The organism is Streptomyces sp. NPDC002104 (assembly GCF_053593795.1).
Genome location: NZ_JBSFDF010000019.1, coordinates 116003 through 129694, shown reverse-complemented (window position 1 = coordinate 129694; position 13692 = coordinate 116003). Strand labels below are relative to the sequence as shown.

Annotated in this window: 15 protein-coding genes; 9 read left to right on the top strand and 6 right to left on the bottom strand. The window is 73.6% G+C overall.

Features of this window, described 5'->3' with window-relative positions; all coding sequences use genetic code 11:
- Positions 1-88 precede the first annotated feature (88 nt).
- From ACWCP2_RS18645 to ACWCP2_RS18620, 6 genes are read left to right on the top strand one after another with little or no spacing between them, the layout of a single operon-like run.
- A complete protein-coding gene (locus tag ACWCP2_RS18645; protein WP_450909666.1) occupies positions 89-565 on the top strand; it encodes an ABC transporter substrate-binding protein in 477 nt (158 codons plus the stop codon).
- Positions 555-1658 (top strand): FecCD family ABC transporter permease, encoded by a 1104-nt coding sequence (locus ACWCP2_RS18640; RefSeq protein ID WP_450909658.1) that lies wholly within the window; start codon positions 555-557, stop codon positions 1656-1658. The genes ACWCP2_RS18645 and ACWCP2_RS18640 overlap by 11 nt, the downstream gene beginning before the upstream one ends.
- Positions 1655-2452: an ABC transporter ATP-binding protein gene (locus tag ACWCP2_RS18635; RefSeq protein ID WP_450909657.1), complete on the top strand. Its 798-nt coding sequence runs from the start codon at positions 1655-1657 to the stop codon at positions 2450-2452. Before ACWCP2_RS18640 ends, ACWCP2_RS18635 begins: the two co-directional genes overlap by 4 nt.
- An 11-nt stretch (positions 2453-2463) precedes the next feature.
- Positions 2464-3348 (top strand): Rossmann-like domain-containing protein, encoded by an 885-nt coding sequence (locus ACWCP2_RS18630; RefSeq protein ID WP_450909656.1) that lies wholly within the window; start codon positions 2464-2466, stop codon positions 3346-3348.
- A complete protein-coding gene (locus tag ACWCP2_RS18625; protein WP_450909655.1) occupies positions 3345-4409 on the top strand; it encodes a GHMP family kinase ATP-binding protein in 1065 nt (354 codons plus the stop codon). The genes ACWCP2_RS18630 and ACWCP2_RS18625 overlap by 4 nt, the downstream gene beginning before the upstream one ends.
- Positions 4330-5334, top strand: a complete 1005-nt coding sequence (locus tag ACWCP2_RS18620) for a pyridoxal-phosphate dependent enzyme (RefSeq protein WP_450909665.1) — start codon at positions 4330-4332, stop codon at positions 5332-5334. Before ACWCP2_RS18625 ends, ACWCP2_RS18620 begins: the two co-directional genes overlap by 80 nt.
- Before the next feature lie 26 nt (positions 5335-5360).
- Here ACWCP2_RS18620 and ACWCP2_RS18615 read toward each other — a convergent pair whose 3' ends face one another.
- Positions 5361-6545, bottom strand: coding sequence for a S8 family peptidase (locus ACWCP2_RS18615; protein WP_450909664.1), 1185 nt, complete (start codon positions 6543-6545; stop codon positions 5361-5363).
- A 449-nt stretch (positions 6546-6994) separates the two neighbouring features.
- Here ACWCP2_RS18615 and ACWCP2_RS18610 point away from each other — a divergent pair, with 449 nt between their 5' ends.
- Entirely contained in the window at positions 6995-7342 is a 348-nt protein-coding gene (locus ACWCP2_RS18610) for a protease inhibitor I9 family protein (RefSeq protein ID WP_450909654.1), read from the top strand.
- A gap of 117 nt (positions 7343-7459) precedes the next feature.
- On the top strand, positions 7460-7888 hold the full coding sequence (locus ACWCP2_RS18605; RefSeq protein ID WP_450909653.1) for a nuclear transport factor 2 family protein: 429 nt from the start codon (positions 7460-7462) through the stop codon (positions 7886-7888).
- An 18-nt stretch (positions 7889-7906) separates the two neighbouring features.
- On the opposite strand, the gene ACWCP2_RS18600 is transcribed toward ACWCP2_RS18605, so the two are convergent.
- The 4 genes from ACWCP2_RS18600 to ACWCP2_RS18585 all read right to left on the bottom strand — a co-directional run bounded on the left by ACWCP2_RS18600 (position 7907) and on the right by ACWCP2_RS18585 (position 11919).
- Positions 7907-8509 (bottom strand): Uma2 family endonuclease, encoded by a 603-nt coding sequence (locus ACWCP2_RS18600; protein WP_450909652.1) that lies wholly within the window; start codon positions 8507-8509, stop codon positions 7907-7909.
- Positions 8510-8615: 106 nt separating this feature from the next.
- Positions 8616-10076 carry an alanine/glycine:cation symporter family protein gene (locus ACWCP2_RS18595; protein ID WP_450909651.1) on the bottom strand — a complete coding sequence of 487 codons (1461 nt, stop codon included), beginning with the start codon at positions 10074-10076 and terminating at the stop codon, positions 8616-8618.
- 101 nt (positions 10077-10177) lie between these two features.
- A complete protein-coding gene (locus ACWCP2_RS18590; RefSeq protein WP_450909650.1) occupies positions 10178-11053 on the bottom strand; it encodes a haloalkane dehalogenase in 876 nt (291 codons plus the stop codon).
- 38 nt (positions 11054-11091) lie between these two features.
- Positions 11092-11919 carry an SDR family oxidoreductase gene (locus ACWCP2_RS18585; RefSeq protein ID WP_450909649.1) on the bottom strand — a complete coding sequence of 276 codons (828 nt, stop codon included), beginning with the start codon at positions 11917-11919 and terminating at the stop codon, positions 11092-11094.
- Between the two features lie 102 nt (positions 11920-12021).
- Here ACWCP2_RS18585 and ACWCP2_RS18580 point away from each other — a divergent pair, with 102 nt between their 5' ends.
- Complete coding sequence (locus ACWCP2_RS18580; protein WP_450909648.1) at positions 12022-12639, top strand: TetR/AcrR family transcriptional regulator; 618 nt, start codon at positions 12022-12024, stop codon at positions 12637-12639.
- A gap of 373 nt (positions 12640-13012) precedes the next feature.
- Here the strand turns inward: ACWCP2_RS18580 and ACWCP2_RS18575 are convergent, their stop codons facing one another.
- Complete coding sequence (locus ACWCP2_RS18575; protein ID WP_450909647.1) at positions 13013-13621, bottom strand: phosphoribosylanthranilate isomerase; 609 nt, start codon at positions 13619-13621, stop codon at positions 13013-13015.
- Positions 13622-13692: the final 71 nt, after the last annotated feature.

Sequence of the window (13692 nt, the reverse complement as noted above, 5' to 3'; positions counted from 1 at the left end):
GGACTCCTTGTACAGGCGGCCGTCGGCCGACTGCTGCAGGTCGCCCGGGGACTCGTACGTACCGGCGAACCAGGAGCGGGCCGCTGCGCTGGCCGCCGGCCAGCGCGCCGCCGTCGCCCGGGCCGGGGAGAACGCGGCCAAGGTCCCCGGGGGACCCGGAGGCGCCGAACGGCCCACCGTGGTCTTCCTCTACTCCGTCTTCAACGGCATGCCCTACGTGGCGGGCAAGTCCGGCCTGCCCAGCGAGATGAGCCGGATCGTCGGCGCGAAGAACGCCTTCGACGACATCGACGAGGACTGGCCGGAGGTCTCCTGGGAGGAAGTCGCCCAGCGAGCACCCGACTTCATCGTGATCGGCGACCTGTCCGAGCGCGGCCGGCCCGGCGACAGCGCCGCCGAGAAGCGCGCCACCATGGCCCGGCACCCGGTCGTTTCCCACCTGCCCGCGGTCCGCGACGCCAGGATCCTCGAAGTGCCCGGCATCGAACTGGACCCCTCCGTGCGCTCCGTGCACGCGCTGGGACTGCTCGCGGCCGGGATGAAGGACCTCGGGTATGTCCGCTGACCCGCTGACCGCGGAGCGGGTCGCCCCCGGGGGGCCGTGCCCGGCCCCCCGCCGGTCCGCCGCGTCCGCCGCGTCCGCCGCGTCCGCCGCGGCCGGTGCGGGCCGCTTCCTCCTCGCCGCAGCCGTCCTGGCGGCCTCCGTCGCGGCGGCCCTGCGCATCGGCGCCGCCGACGTGGGCTGGACCGGGGTCGCCCGCGTCCTCGGCGGCCGGCTCGGCCTGCGCGTCGAGCCGTTGCCCCCGCTGCTGGACTCGCTCGTCTGGGACCTGCGGCTGCCGCGCGTGCTGATGGCCGCCCTCGTCGGCGCCTCGCTCGCCGTGTGCGGAGCGGTGCTCCAGGCCGTGACCCGTAACGCCCTCGCCGACCCCTACCTGCTCGGCGTCTCCTCGGGCGCCTCCGCGGGAGCCGTCACCGTGGTCGTCCTCGGGATCGGCGCGAGCACGCTCGGCGTCACCGGCGGAGCACTCGCCGGCGCGCTGCTCTCCTTCGGGCTGCTCCTGCTGCTCCTGCGGCGCACCGGGCTGGACTCCGTACGGATCGTCCTCACCGGCGTGGTCATCGGGCAGCTCTTCACCGCGCTGACCTCGCTCGTGCTGATGGCCTCCGCGGACGCGGACACCACCCGGGCCGTCACCCACTGGCTCCTCGGCTCGATGGCGCCCGCCCGCTGGAACACGGTCGCGGTCTGCGCGGTCGTCACCCCGCTGGGGATCGCGGCGGCCTGGCTCTGCTCGAACGCCCTCGACGGGCTCGCCTTCGGCACCGACACCGCCGCCTCGCTGGGCATCGAGGTACGGCACACGCGGATGCTGCTGCTCGTGGTCACCGCCGTGCTGACCGCGGTGGCGGTGGCCACCGTCGGCGCCATCGGCTTCGTCGGGCTGATCGTCCCCCACGGGGTGCGGTTCCTCGTCGGCCCGCTGCACCGGGTGCTGCTGCCGTACGCGGCCCTGGCGGGCGCGGTGTTCCTGGTGTGGACGGACGCGCTGGCACGGGTCGCCTTCGGCCCCCGCGAGGTGCCCGTCGGCGTGATCACCGCACTGCTGGGCGTACCGATCTTCCTGCTGGTCCTGCGCAAGCGGGGGGAGCTGTGAGGATCACCGCCGAAGGCGTCAGCTGGTCGGTGGCGGGCACGCCCGTCGTCCGCGAGATCAGCGCCGACATCGCCCCCGGCGAGACCGTCGGGCTGCTCGGCCCCAACGGCTCGGGCAAATCCTCGCTGCTGCGCTGCCTGGCCGGACTGCGGACCCCGGACGCGGGCGCGGTCCGGTACGAGGGGGAGTCCGTACGCGGCTGGAGCGCGCGCCGGATCGCCCGGCGCGTGGCCTTCGTCGCGCAGGACGCGGGCGCGGACAGCGATCTGCCGGTCGCCGACATCGTGGGACTGGGACGCACCCCGTTCCGCGACCGCTGGCACGGGCCCGGCGCCACCGACCGGGCGATCGTCGCCGCCGCGCTGGAACGCGTAGGACTCACCGCCCTCGCCGGCCGCCCCTGGAAGGCGCTGTCGGGCGGCGAGCGGCAGCGCACCCACCTCGCCCGCGCGCTGGCCCAGCAGCCGTCCGCGCTCCTGCTCGACGAGCCGACCAACCACCTCGACGTGAAACACCAGCTGGAACTGATGGAGCTGCTGGCCGGCACCGGCCAGACGGTCCTGGTCGCCCTGCACGACCTGTCCCTCGCCGCCCGCTACTGCGACCGGCTGCTGCTCCTGCACCACGGCCGCCTGACCGCCTCCGGCCCGCCCGCCGCCGTCCTGACGCCGCGGCTGCTCGCCGAGGTCTTCGAGGTGGACGCCGAACTCACCACCGATGCCCTCGGACACCCGCAGGTCGCCTACCGCGGACCGCTGCGCGCCGCGGCACCGACCACCCAGCCCGCTCTGTGAAGGGAAACCTCATGACCCCGCCCACCACCCCCACGGCCACCACCCCCACGGCCACGACCGCCGCGGCCACTGCCCCCGCGGCTTCCGTCGACGCGCTCGCCGAGGCCGTCCTGGCCGGCGAGCACGGCCCGCTGCCCTCCTCCCTCGTCGCCACCAGCGTGTTCTGGATCCACCACGGCACCCGGCTGGCCGGCGGCGACACCACCTACCTCAACCAGTACGTCCTGGTCCGCCTCGGCGGATCCTTCGGCGGCTGCGCCTTCGAGGCCGGTGAGATCGACCCGGCCGTCTGCCGCGACTCCTCCGGCACCCCGCTCGACGTCCTCCTGCGCGAGGCCCCCCGCCCCCTGCGGATCGCCGCCCTCGACGCCTACCTCTCCGAGATCCGCCCGCACCGCGTCGCGGCCGGCGAGGGCGACGCCGAGCCCGTCACCCTGCCCGCCGGCACCCCTGAAGTCCGCGCCGAGGCCCGCGACGCGGCCATCGCCGGGCTGCTGGACATCGAGGAGGGCGCCGAGGTCGTCCTCATCGGCGTGGTCAACCCGCTCGTGGCGGCGATCCGCGCGCGCGGCGGCCGGCCGCTGCCGTGCGACCTCAACCTCAGGGCCACCCAGTGGGGCGACCCCGTCACCGACGACATGCACGAGGTGCTGGAGCGCGCGCAGGCCGTCGTCGCCACCGGAATGACCCTGAGCAACGGCACCTTCGACACCGTCCTGGAGCGCTGCCGCTCCCGGGGCATCCCGCTGGTCGTCTACGCGCAGACCGGCAGCGCCGTGGCCCGCGCCTTCCTCGGCTCCGGGGTGACCGCCCTGTCCGCGGAGCCCTTCCCCTTCTCCCAGTTCAGCGCCGAGGAGACGATCCTGTACCGGTACCGGACGGCGGGCGGCGCGTGACCCCCGGCGCCGCACGCCCGGCTCTGTCCGGGGCCGGGCACGCACCGTGCCACCACGGCGAGATCCTCCAGGGCGTCTTCCTCGACGCCACCGGGCGCCGGTGCGCCGGACTGGTCACCCTGCCCATGGCGGGCCCCGGCAGCAGCGCCGCGTTCGTCCGCCGTCCCGGCACGCCGCCCGGGGCGCTGAGCGTCGTACCCGCCGACCGCACGAAGGCCGCGCGGGCCGCGGCCCTCGCCGCCGCGGAATGCGCGCGGCGCACCGGCCGGCCGCCCTGTGGCGGGGAGTTGAGGCTCAGCGGCGAGATCCCGGTGGGCTTGGGGATGGGCAGCTCCAGCAGCGACGTGATCGCCGCCGTGCGCGCGGTCGCGGACTCGTACGGGGTGCGGCTGGACCCCCCGGCGATCGCCGCGCTCGCCGTACGCGCCGAACTGGCCTCCGATCCCCTGATGCTCGGCGGCCGCCGCCCGGTGCTGTTCGCCCAGCGGGAGGGCCGGGTCCTGGAGGTGCTCGGCCCGGCCCTGCCGCCGCTGGTCGTCGTGGGCTGCACCCTCGGCGGGGGCGCGCCCGTCGACACCCTGTCCCTGCCGGCCGCCGGCCTGGACGAGCACGACGTACGGGCCTACGAGCGGCTGCGCGCCCTGCTGCGCCGGGCCGTCGCCACCGGCAGCGCGGAGCTGCTCGGCGCGGTCGCCACCGCCAGCGCGCGGCGCGGCCAACGGGTCCTGTGCCACCCGGAGTTCGACGCGCTGGCCACCCTCGCCCACCGGACCGGGGCCGTCGGTGTGCAGATCGCGCACAGCGGCGCGGTGGCCGGCGTGCTCTTCGACCCGGCCGCCCCCGGGCTGCGCCGCCGCGTCCGCGCCTGCCTGCGCGCCCTGGCCGCCCACGGCATCCCCGCCACCCGCACCTTCACGACCGGCACCACCCCTGCGAAGGAGAACGCCCACCATGAACCAGCCCAGCACGGACCGGCCCGGCATGGACCAGCACATCGCGGAGTCGATCGGCCGGCCGGACCTGATACGCCTCGACGACCGGCTCGTCTGCCTGCGCTTTGAAACGATGAAGGTGGTCTCCGCCCTCGCGGCGGTGCGCCACCTGCTCGACACCGGCGTCGTACGCCGAGGGGACACCCTGCTGGACAGCTCCAGCGGGATCTACGCGTACGCCCTCGCCCTGACCTGCCACCGGTACGGCCTGCGCTGCCACATCGTCGGCTCGGCCACGGTGGACCACACGCTGCGCACCCAACTGGCCGTCCTCGGGGCCACCCTGGAGCAGATGGAGCCGTGCAGCGATCTGAAGCTCGACCAGAAGCGCCGTGTCGAGCGGATCCAGGAGATCCTCGCCGCCCACCCCGAGTACCACTGGATGCGCCAGTACCACGACGACGTGCACTACCTCGGCTACCGCGCGATCGCCGACCGGATCCGGGAGGCCACCGGCACGGCGGACGGCCTCACCGTCGTCGGCGGCGTCGGCTCGGGCGCCTCCACCGGCGCCCTGGCCCGCTACCTGCGCGAGGGCTCCCGCGCCGCCGACGACATCGAACTCGTCGGCGTCCAGCCGTACGGCAGCGTCACCTTCGGCTCCGAACACGTCACCGACACCGAGATGATCATCGCCGGGATCGGCAGCTCCATCCCCTTCGGGAACGTCTCCCACGCGCTGTACGACACCCTGCACTGGGTCTCCTTCGAGGCCGCCCTCGCCGGCAGCGTCGACCTGCTGCGCCGGCACGCGGTCTTCGCCGGTCTGTCGACCGGTGCCGGCTACCTCGCGGCGCGCCACGAACGCGAGCGCTCACCCCGCCGCACGGTCCTGTTCATCGCCCCCGACACCGGCCACCGCTACGTGGACACCGTCTACGCCCGGCACCGCGAGGCCGCCCCGATCGCGTCCCTCGCCCCGCGCGAGGTGACGGACCGGAGCGAGCTGGCCCTGCCGTGGTCGCGGATGCGCTGGAACCGCGCCCCCGCGTGAGCGCCGCGCGGCCGGGTCGGCCGTGGTCAGAGGCCGTTGGTGAACAGCAGCTTATTCGGGGAGGCCTTACTGATGCTCTTCAGGACGTCCTTCGTGGACTCGTCGTCCAGGTACTCCACGATGTCCTGCGGCGTCGCGGCCGGGTTGGCCTGCTTGTAGAGGACGGCCACGCCGGTGACGTGCGGCGCCGCCATGGACGTACCGTCCTCGGACCTGCTGCCGCCGCCCAGCTTCGCGGAGACGATCCCCTCACCGGGCGCGTACAGGCTCACGCATTCCCCGTAGTTGGAGAAGCTGGTCTCCTCGTCCCACTGGTTGCTCGCCGCGACGGTGAACGCCTTGCCCGCCGACGCGGGCGAGACGCCACACGCGTCCTTCGAGGAGTTGCCCGCCGCGAAGACCGTCAGGATGCCGGCGTCCGCCACGGCGTCGGCCGCCGCGTTCACCGCCGCGGACTTGTCGCCGCCCAGGGAGCCGTTGAGGACGGCGGGCTGCTTGCCGTTCTTGGCCACCCAGTCCAGGCCCGCGATGATCCCGGAGTAGTCGCCCGCGCCCTCGCAGTTCAGGACCCGGACGCTGACCACGTTCGCCTTGCGCGCCACCCCGTACGTCTTGCCGGCGACCGTGCCCGCGACGTGCGTGCCGTGGCCGTTGCAGTCCAGGCCGTCGCGGCCGTCCTTGATCGCGTCGAAGCCGAAGGCCGCCCGGCCGCCGAACTCCTCGTGCTGGTAGTCGATGCCCGTGTCGAGGACGTACGCGGTCACCCCGGCGCCGTTGCCCTGGGTGGTGAAGGTGTTGTCCAGCGGCAGGTTCCGCTGGTCGATCCGGTCCAGGCCCCAGGAGGCGGACGGCCCGCGCAGGGCGGTGGCCGCCGTCGTCACCCCCGAGGGGGCCGAGACCTTCGCGTCCGCCTCCACCGACTTCACGCCCAGGGCGACGCGGGCGAGCTGCAGCTGGAGCGCGGTCATGGGGACGGCGAAGCCGTTCATGGCCCGGGTGTAGAGGAACCTCGGCTTGAGGTTCAGCCGCTCCGCCACCTTGGCCGGGTCGTAACCCGGCTCCAGCGTCACGATGTACTGGCCGGGGATGGCGTTGGCCGAGACGGTCAGCGGCACCGGAGTGGGCTCGGGCGCGGCGGCGGACGCGGTGCCGGCGGCCACCGGGGCGACGGTGAGCAGGGCGGCGGTGGCGGCGCGGGCGAGCGGGCGCATGGACATCGAGGGAACTCCCAAGGGGTGGAGGTGGAGGTGGAGGGTGGAGGGCCAGGAGGGCCAGGAGGGGCATGGGGCATGGGGCGTGCGGGAGCCGCCTCCGCGCGACGGGAACACCCATGCGGCACCCGTCCCGGAGTACGACCCTCCCTTTCATCGGCGGGCCGGCCGCGGGCCTTGACGGCCCTCCCGCCGTCCGGCCGCGCCGCTGGCCGCCCCGGGCTGATCCTCGTACCGGCCGAAGAAAGGATTCCGTCCGGTGCCCTCCCGACCCGCGCGACCACCTCACGCGGGTCCGGAGCGGGCCGCCAGGTTCACCCGTACGGAAGGCACCGCGCGCGCATCCGGGGAGGGGCGCACGCGCGGCCGGGGCGGTTCACCACCGCCCGGGGCCGCCGCGCCGCCCGGGGTCGTTGACCGGACCGGCCCCACCTGGTGGCCTCGCCGTCATGCGTACTCGTACGAGCTGGACCCTGCCGACCGCCCTCGCCGCCCTCGCCCTGGCCACCGCGGCCGCCGCCCTTCCGGCGCACGCCGCCACCCTCTCCGCCGCAGCCCCCGCGTCCCGTACGGCCCCGGCCGAGTGGCCGACGTACATCGTCACCGTGCACCGCGGCCTCGACCCGGCGGCCGTCGCGGACGCCTACGGGATCACCCCGGTCCACGTCTACCGCCACGCCCTGAACGGCTTCAGCGCCCGCCTCTCCCCGGACCAGGTCGAAGCGCTGCGGTCGACGGCGGTCGTGACCTCGGTCGAGGAGGACGGCCCGGTCGCCGTCTCGGGACCGGCCGCATAGCCCCAGCGCCGGAAGCTGGAACCCGCTCCTGAATCGGCCCTTCCGCCCCTAATGTCGATGTCGCGCAGCACGAGGAACGGCACCCGGCCACGGCGAGAAGGAACGGATCCGCACCGCATGAGCGACAAGAGCACCAAGGTCGAAGCGATCAACAGGTTCTTCACGGCCTACGCGGCCTACGACCTCGACGGCATGCGGGAGGTGCTCGCGGAGGGGATCGAGTGGACCATCCCCGGCCACCACCCGCTGTCGGGCACCAAGCGGGGCGTCGAGGAGGTCGCGGCCTTCTTCACCCAGCTCGGCAAGGCCGGGTTCCAGGCCGACCCGCTCTTCCTGGAGGCCAACGAGGAGTACGTGGTGGACGTCCACCGCGGCTGGACCACCGGGGGCGTCGGCAGGGTCGACACCCTGTGGGCGCTGGTCTGGCACTTCGACGCCGACGGCAAGGTCGACCGGGTCACGAACCTCTCCGGCGACCAGCACCAGATGGACTCCTACGTCTGGGCCAACTACGCCCTGGCCCCGATCCCGGACCGCCTCGGCTGACCGCCACGGACCACCGGTTCAGTGCGGGAAGCTCCCCGTGTCCACCGCCACCGCGAAGGGCGCGGGGAGCCGCAGCTCGTCGCCGAAGGCGACCCGGACGGCGTGCTTGTAGGCGCCGTTCTGCGGTTCGGTGAACAGGGTCGCCGTCGGGCCGTGCTCGTCGAAGCGGTCGACGAGGAGGTACACCGGGACGGGGGCGTGGGCGTAGGCCCAGAGCTTCTTCTTCCGGTCGTCCTCGGCGTTGCTCTTGGAGGTGATCTCCACGACGAGCAGCGCCTCGGCCGCATCGACGGGGTCGGAGACCTCGGCTGCCACGTCGTCGACCAAGGCGGCGGGGGCGACCACGAGATCCGGCACGTAGAGCTTGTCGAGCGCGGAGATGTGGATGCCGAGGGTTTGATACACCTCCCACTCGGGCGGCAGGATCCCGTACAAGGCGCGCTGCACCTTGGCCGCGATTCCGTTGTGGTGGCGGTGGGGCGGTGGCACCAAGGCGATCTGTCCTCCGTCGATCTCGGCGCGCCAACCCTCCGGCACGTCCAGGTCACGCCAGCTCTGCAGCAGGTACTCCCACGTGGGGCCGTCGGCATTCCGGTCGGGCTCGACCATGGCTGCGGTCATCGCGGGTCCCCTCTCCTGTGGCATATGCCAGCGAGCGTAGACAGACGGGTTCACGGCATGCGGCCGCTTCGTTCAGCGTCCCACGAACGAGTGGTGCAGGCCCCCGCTACACCCGTTCCGGGGCCTGCGCCGACGGGACCACCGTGCGGACCGGGTCCCAGCACTGGACCCCCTTCAGGTCCGGCATGCGGTCGCGGGTGAAGACCGGCTCCAGGCCCGCCCGGCGCTGGGCGAGGTAGTCGTCCAGGAGGCGGAAGGCAATGGCCGACAGCGGGATGATCGCGGCCAGGTTGACCAGCGCCATGAGGCCCATGAACACGTCCGCCAGGTTCCAGACGACCGACACCGAGCCGAGCGAGCCCAGGACGACCGCCGACAGGACGAGCACCCGGTACCCGGGCAGGACCCACCGCTTGCGGGTGATGAACTGGATGTTGGTCTCGCCGTAGTAGTAGTTCCCGATCATGCTGCTGAAGGCGAGCATGAAGACGACCACGGTCAGGAGGTGGCCGGCCCACCCGCCCAGCGTGTCGCTGAGCGCCGACTGCGTCAGGTCCGCACCCTGGCGGCCCGACAGCTCCGGGTTGGTGACGAGCACGATGAAGGCCGTCATCGTGCACACCAGCAGCGTGTCGAAGAAGACGCCGAGGGACTGTACGAGGCCCTGCTTGACCGGGTGCGAGACCTCGGCGGCCGCACCCGCGTTCGGGGCGGAGCCCAGGCCCGCCTCGTTGGAGAACATGCCGCGCCGGATGCCCTGCTGGATGGCCGCACCGACACCGCCGGCCGCCAGCTCGCGGAAGCCGAAGGCGCCGCCGACGATGTCGGCGATGACCCGGGGGAACTCGGTGATGTTGAGGAGCACCACCGCCGCGCCGAGCAGCAGGTAGACGACCGCCATCAGCGGGACCAGCACCGTAGTGACGGACGCGATCCGCTTGACCCCGCCGAAGACGGCCAGCCCCAGCAGGGCGGCCAGCAGCACGCCGAGCGAGGGGCCGAACCAGTTCGCCCCGTCCGCGTCGGCGAGGGAACCCGAAGCCACGGCGGTGATGGTGTTGGCCTGCACGGCGTTGAAGACGAAGCCGAACGTCACCGTGATCGTCACCGCGAAGAGCACCCCGAGCCAGCGTTTACCGAGCGCCCGCTGCATGTAGTACGCCGGACCGCCCCGGTAGGCGCCACTGGCGTTGCGCACCTTGTAGAGCTGGGCGAGGGCCGATTCCACGAAGGCGGAGGCCGCGCCGATCAGCGCCATCATCCACATCCAGAAGACGGCGCCCGCGCCGCCCAGGGTGATGGCGGCGGCGACACCGGCGATGTTGCCGGTACCGACGCGCGCGGCAGCCGAGATCGTGAAGGCACCGAAGGACGAGACCTGCTTGCGGCCGTCGGCGCGCGGCGGGGTCTTCTCCTTCACCACCCGGAACATCTCGGGAAGCAGGCGCAGCTGCACACCCCGGGAGCGGACCGTGAAGTACAGGCCCGCACCGACCACCAGCGGAATCAGCAGGTAGGTCCAGAGATGATCGTTGACGCTGACGATCACCGAATCCAGAGTGTCCATGCTGCGAAGTCTCCCCGGGGCGGAAGGCCCACCGACAGGGACCTACGTCCGCCACCCAAGGGTCCGAAGACCCCCGCCGCACGCCCTTCGCCCCTCCCCCCTCACCACCACAGCCGGTGGCGCTCCGCCCAGTCCGCCACCGCCGCCGCGACCAGCAGCGGATGGTCCTCGGGGGTGTGGTGCCCGGCGGGCACGTCGTCGTGCCGGGCGAGTTCCAGGCCGGCGATGTGCGCCGCGCACCACTCGACGGCCTCCGGCCCGGTCATCGCCCCGGGCCACGGGGCGAAGGTCAGCAGCAGCTTGGGTGTCGCGGGGCTCCCCGCGAGCCACTCCCCGTACGCCGCCACGCGCGCCACCACCTCGGCGGGTTCCCCGCCCAGCGGCATCGACCGGGCCCACTGCAACGGCGGACGCCGGCTCTCCCGCGTCGGGTACGGGGCCCGGTACACGTCCAGGTCCCGCGGATCCATCGGGCGCACGCCACTGCCCGACAGCCCCTCGACGAACCCGTTCGCGTCGAGGAGCATGGCCTCCCCGACCCCCGGGGTCTTGATCGCCCGGAACAACTCGCGGCCGCCCTCGGGGAACTCCTCCCAGCTCATCGCCTTGACGATGGTCTCGGTGAACGCGATCCCGCGCACCCGCTCCGGATACCGGGCGGCCCGGTCGAAGGCGAGCGCACCGCCCCAGTCGTGCCCGACGAGCACCGCGTCGTCCAGGCCGAGCGCGTCGAACCAGGCGTCGAGATACCGGGCGTGATCGTCGAAGGTGTAGCCGACGGCGGGCTTCCCCGACTCCCCCATCCCGATCAGATCGGGGGCGAGCAACCGGGCCGGCGCGCCACCGAGAGCGGACAGAACCTCCCTCCACAGATGGGAGGAGGTCGGGTTGCCATGCAGGAACACCACCGGCACACCGGCCCGCGCACCGGCCTCCCGGTAATGGATCGTCGAGTCGAGTACGGGCTGTACGGGCATGGGTGGGACTCCTCCGGGAGGCGGGGGCGGTCGGTCCGTCAGCCGAAGGCCGGTGCCGTGCGGGCCGCCCAGGCGGTGAAGGGGCGCGGGGGGCGGCCGAGGATCTCCTCGACGGCCGGGCTGACGGTCCGTTCGGCCTCGACCGGGGCGCCCAGGATGGCGAGGGTGCCTGTCACCGCCGGTTCCGGCATGAAGGTCAGCATCTGCGCCCGCGCCTCCTCGGGGCTCTGCTCCACGAACCGCACCGGCTCCCCGATCGCCGCGGCGATCGCCCCGGCCCGCTCGCGCGGGGTGACCAGGGCCGGGCCGGTCAGGTCATACGTGCGGCCCGCGTGCCCGGAGCCCCGCAGGACGACCGCCGCGACCTCGGCCACGTCGGCCGGGTCGACCGTCGGCAGCCCGACGTCCCCGAAGGGCGCGGCCGCCGTGCGGTGCGTACGGATCGACTCGGCCCAGGCGAACGCGTTGGAGTCGAGCCCGCCCGAGCGCAGCACCGTCCACTCCAGGCCCGACCGGCGCACGGCCTCCTCGAAGGCGGCCGGATGCCCGTACTGCTCGGGCCGGGTCCCGACCCCCTGCGAGGACAGCAGCACGACCCTGCGCACGCCGGCCTCCGCGGCCAGATCGAGGACCGCCCGCGGATCCTCGCCGGCGACCAGCAGGAACAGGGCCCCGCCCGCCGCCCCGGCGAGCGCGGGCCGCAGGCTCCCCGGCTCGCCGAGGTCGGCCCGGTGGTGCCGGACCCCCTCGGGCAGAGCGGCCTCCGGCGCCCGGCGGGAGACGGCGGTGACCTGTTCCCCCGCCCCCGCGAGGATCCGTACCAGCTCGCTGCCGACGTTTCCGGTCGCACCCGTGATGACGAACATGAGGACTCCCACCCGTGAAATGACGCGAAGTGAGTTAGTCGACTGACTCACTCACGGGACGACCATAGCCCGCCCGGGCGGCGCCCGTCTACACTTAGTCAGGTGACTTACTCAGATGGTGCCGAAGCGGCCCGGGAACCCGTTCCAGCCCGACCCCGGGCCAAGCGCGGCGGCAAGCGCGAACGCCTCGCCGCGGCCGCGGCGCAGGTCCTGCACGAGCAGGGCATGGAGAAGACGACGATCGCCGACATCGCGCGCGCGGCCGACGTCCCGCTCGGCAACGTCTACTACTACTTCAAGACCAAGGACCAGCTCGTCGAAGCGGCCATCGACGCCCACGCGCAGCACCTGGCCGGCCTGATCGCCGCCCTGGACGCACTGCCCACCCCCCAGGACCGGCTGAAGGCCCTCGTCTCCGGCTGGGTCGAACAGCGCGACCTCACCGCCCGCTACGGCTGCCCCACCGGCTCGCTCGCCTCCGAGCTCGACAAGCGCGACGACGGCCTCGACCGGACGCTCGCCGACGTCATGCGGGTGCTGCTGGACTGGGCCGAGCGGCAGTTCCTCGCGATGGGCCGCGCCGCGGACGCGCGTGAGCTCGCGGTCGCGCTGATCGCCTCGTACCAGGGCATCTCCCTGCTCACGAACACCTTCCGCGATCCGGAGCTGATGGCCTCCGAGGGCCGGCGCCTGGAGCGCTGGATCGACTCCCTGTCCTGACGGCCGGCCGGGTGGGCCCTGCGGGGCGAAGTCCCCTACCCACCCTTCCACCGTTCCCCGGGCACTGCCCGGACCCCCAAAGACCTGGGGCTCCGCCCCAGACCCCGGTCCTCAAACGCCGGACGGCTGAAAAGACACACCCCGGCCGGTACTCAAAACCCCCGGGGCCGGAGGCTGCGGCGTGCCGGGCCGGGGACGGGGGCGGGGTGGGGTGTTGGCCGGGACGTAGAGCGTGATTTGTGGCGCAAAGGAAAGCCACAACTCTCGAAAGTAGGGGGCAGGGCGCCTAAATCATGCAGTCCAGGCCGACACCCCACCCCGCCCCCGGCACCGGCCCCCACCCGCAGCCAACCCAGAGCCCAGCGCCCCGCACTCAGCCCCGCGCCGCCGCAACGAACGCCCGGATGAGGTCCGGGGACTTCACCCCCCGCTCGCTCTCCACCCCACTGGAGACGTCCACACCCCACGCCCCCGTCACCGCAAGCGCCTCCCCCACATTGCCCGGCGTCAGCCCACCCGCCAGCAGCCACCGCCCCGCCGGGGCGGTGAACTCCGCCGAGCCCCAGTTCCACGGCTTGCCGGAGCCGGGGTCCGGGGCGTCGAGGAGCAGCAGGTCCTCCCCGTACTCCCCGCAGCGCGCCACGGGCAGCGCCGTCGCGCGCAGCAGGGTGCGGCCCTCGGCACGCAGCGCCGCGAAGTCCTCCGGGCCCTCCTCGCCATGCAGCTGCACGCCCCGTACACCGCTCTCCTCCGCGAAGCGCCGCACCTCCGCGACCGACTGCCCCCGGAACACCCCCACGGTGAGCACCCCGTCCGGCACCCCCGCGGCCAGCACCCGCGCGGTGGCCGCGTCGACCGTACGCGGGCTGCCGGGCGCGAACACGAATCCCACCGCATCGGCCCCGGCCGCCACGGCCGCCTCGACGTCCCGCGCGGTCCGCAGCCCGCAGATCTTGATGAACACGTCGCTCACGTCACTCATGACGGCAGTCAATCAGCTCAGGTGGTGACGCCGAAGGACGGCCCGCATCGCGGGCGGCTCAACCATCCGGC

Coding starts and splice junctions, on each gene's coding strand:
- ACWCP2_RS18585 (WP_450909649.1), bottom strand. CDS start 11,919: ATGTTCGTCATCACGGGTGCGACCGGAAACGTCGGCAGCGAGCTGGTA.
- ACWCP2_RS18640 (WP_450909658.1), top strand. CDS start 555: ATGTCCGCTGACCCGCTGACCGCGGAGCGGGTCGCCCCCGGGGGGCCG.
- ACWCP2_RS18610 (WP_450909654.1), top strand. CDS start 6,995: ATGCGTACTCGTACGAGCTGGACCCTGCCGACCGCCCTCGCCGCCCTC.
- ACWCP2_RS18605 (WP_450909653.1), top strand. CDS start 7,460: ATGAGCGACAAGAGCACCAAGGTCGAAGCGATCAACAGGTTCTTCACG.
- ACWCP2_RS18620 (WP_450909665.1), top strand. CDS start 4,330: ATGGACCAGCACATCGCGGAGTCGATCGGCCGGCCGGACCTGATACGC.
- ACWCP2_RS18630 (WP_450909656.1), top strand. CDS start 2,464: ATGACCCCGCCCACCACCCCCACGGCCACCACCCCCACGGCCACGACC.
- ACWCP2_RS18575 (WP_450909647.1), bottom strand. CDS start 13,621: ATGAGTGACGTGAGCGACGTGTTCATCAAGATCTGCGGGCTGCGGACC.
- ACWCP2_RS18595 (WP_450909651.1), bottom strand. CDS start 10,076: ATGGACACTCTGGATTCGGTGATCGTCAGCGTCAACGATCATCTCTGG.
- ACWCP2_RS18590 (WP_450909650.1), bottom strand. CDS start 11,053: ATGCCCGTACAGCCCGTACTCGACTCGACGATCCATTACCGGGAGGCC.
- ACWCP2_RS18615 (WP_450909664.1), bottom strand. CDS start 6,545: ATGCGCCCGCTCGCCCGCGCCGCCACCGCCGCCCTGCTCACCGTCGCC.
- ACWCP2_RS18600 (WP_450909652.1), bottom strand. CDS start 8,509: ATGACCGCAGCCATGGTCGAGCCCGACCGGAATGCCGACGGCCCCACG.